This is a genomic window from Microbulbifer echini, from assembly GCF_041447225.1.
In the GTDB taxonomy this organism is placed as follows: Bacteria; Pseudomonadota; Gammaproteobacteria; order Pseudomonadales; family Cellvibrionaceae; genus Microbulbifer; species Microbulbifer echini.
In genome coordinates this window covers 1-2,544 of the sequence record NZ_JBGMEL010000045.1, presented here as the reverse complement: position 1 = coordinate 2,544, position 2,544 = coordinate 1, and the positions used below count along the sequence as shown (strand labels likewise).

General features: G+C 42.6%; 3 protein-coding genes. All 3 read right to left on the bottom strand.

The genetic code is table 11. The features are described 5' to 3' along the window. Window positions 1-206: 206 nt before the first annotated feature. Window positions 207-512, bottom strand: coding sequence for a YdeI/OmpD-associated family protein (locus ACCI51_RS19375; protein ID WP_371845074.1), 306 nt, complete (start codon window positions 510-512; stop codon window positions 207-209). Window positions 513-1,035: 523 nt separating this feature from the next. Then, a complete protein-coding gene (locus tag ACCI51_RS19370) occupies window positions 1,036-1,425 on the bottom strand; it encodes a DUF6678 family protein (RefSeq protein ID WP_371845072.1) in 390 nt (129 codons plus the stop codon). 390 nt (window positions 1,426-1,815) lie between these two features. Next, a complete protein-coding gene (locus ACCI51_RS19365) occupies window positions 1,816-2,322 on the bottom strand; it encodes a hypothetical protein (protein WP_371845071.1) in 507 nt (168 codons plus the stop codon). Window positions 2,323-2,544 lie beyond the last annotated feature (222 nt).

The following is a 2,544-nucleotide window of genomic DNA, read 5'->3' as shown; positions in this document are numbered from 1 at the left end:
CAGTTCTGCGTTTTTCTTCCTGTGCGGAAGCGGGTAATTTTCTTGCATCAATAATATCCATTTAGATATTATATAGAACTATAGGATCGCCGGGTTAATAGTAATTCGACCATGTTTACCTATACAATTAATACCTAAAGCAAAGGCGCAGTTTTGCTGCGACCTTTGGCTTAATTTTTTATTTGTGTTGTCTTCATCTTACTGTGTTATTGTTTTTTCTTTTTATCTATCAGAACATCCTGTTGCCACTGGCTAGGCTTCTTGTCCGTTCGATGTATACATCCTACCCAGCAGCAAGGCCGCTTTTTCCCTTCTAGAAGTTCCTCAGCAGCTCGAACTACCCGTTTCACTCTAGTCTTCTCTTGCTTGGCGTCTTCAATCCAACAAATAAATTCATTACGACCGATTGCCGACAAGGCTTCCCAATCACTAATTAAGTTCTTTTCAGCTAATGCCTCAGCCAAATCAATGGGTAGCTCGTGCACTAAGCCTCCGGAAATTTTTGGCTTCATATTTAATCACCTATTTTTTCTGCAGAGCTTGCGAACCAACGATTCGAAACACATAACGTCCACAGCAAGAGCGGCCGAAGTGTAGCGCAGGCTATCCAACAAAGGGCCGCAGGGCCGTAGCAACTTGCCTGTGATTGTTATGCTTCTTCACGGAGTCGCCACCAAGACCATAGTTTGAGGGCATATTTAACCTCTAAGTAACTGATTACGATTTGAAAGCCTATCAAGAAATAATATGCCCAATCAGGCGGGCCGAGGCTAGAGATTATCCAAGTTGGGAGCGCCATTACAGTAATCCCACATGCAATTAGGCCTGTTACTACGTACTCAGCGATGCCCCATTGCTCTTCAAAACCAAACCCAAGAGCGACAATGAGTGACCCTGCCCACAGTAGACAAACCACAAGAAAATGAAAGGCGGTAAATATTGCTATTTTCCTTTTACTCAATATTGGAGCCTCAAAATATAACGCCCAAATATCGGGAAAGCCAGCGCAGCGGGATTGTCCCGAGCATTTGCTTGTTATACGAACTGTGGACTAACATGCCTATCAATGTAACCCCAAACTCTATAAAACCCACCTTCAATTGAATACGGTATGTTGTACTTTTCGAAAATTTCAAAGATTTCATTTCGAATTTCTATCTTTTTCTTAGAAACTAACTGCCCCCTGAATTCGTGATTAAATGGATCAAAGTCCATCCATTCTATCGCCACGCAGTCACGAAATACTTCATCCCACCAAACCGCACTGAAGCCATATATACTCTCTCCAAAGATCAGCTTATATCTAATTTCAGGAGATACGGAATCACTTCCAGAAAATGAACCACATAGCTCTCGCCACTTCGTTTTGTTCATTACAGAAACAAGTTGTCTTTGATCTATGATTTTAGAAATATGCTCATTCATAGGGAAATAGTATAACGCCCGACCTGTTTTTTATACACATCTTTCAGGCTCACTCATAGCCTCAGCCACATCAATACAGTGAAATAGCTTTACGTACGCCACCAAACTGTTCGAATTTTCTCCCACAGTACCATTTAGGACTGTGGAAACCGTCTGAACCTGTTAACAATCGAGTAATCTTCCCCAAAATTGAGGTTTCTTGATGGTGTAACATTCAATATCACATGCCACTCTGATTCTGGGTTCACTTTAATGCGGGATCGTAGGGAAGCGATGCTCACGAGTAGAGCTTATTGGCCAATTAATATGCGCAAGGGTACTTGTGTATAAAACTAAGCGCCGAGCCCACAGGAGAGCCGTAAGGCGAGTCCTGTGCGGCGACTTGTTAAATCAGTATACCTGTTTAGAGGACGACTTAGTTAAAAGCAAACCAACACCATCCACCTTTGAATTGTGTAATATTGATACATACATCGTGTAAGGGGGGGTTAGAATAATCACCTCACCCTTTTTTGTAACTACTTCCCTTGATGGTTTCCAATTAATCTGAATGCTCCCGGATGCTGAGTTTATATAACACCCGACCTTCTCACGCTTGAAAACTCCTACTACTCCTTCGCCAGATACGTTTTGAGCGATATTACAGCTATAGAATCCAGGTTTCTCTACGAACCCTTTAATTTCATAATCAAATAAGACCTCGTAGGTTGACTCATCCCCTATGATACGGAGGACTTCCAAATTCGTAATTTTTCCATCACCGACACGGGGGCCATATTTTTTTATTTGCTTCTCTTTCCTCTGCTCTAATTTCTTTTTAAATGAATAGAGAGAAGTACTCTTCGTTGCACACCCTGACACAAGGATACTGCAAAGTAAAAAAGTAATTAACCTCATTTGAATACTCTTAAAATCTGAGAGGATTTAACGCCGCCGGCAGGGGCAGCTTATCTTGTGCGCGTTTTGCGCAATAATGGGAGCACAGCGACCTGCGCAAAAGGTGCAGAAGGTAAGCTGTCCCGCGGAGGGCCGCAGGCCCGGAGCAAATTGCCCGGCCTTGTATGGTTGTTCTTGTCCGATTCTGATGTTGAAAATCCTTTTCGCTAACGGGTAAATTGA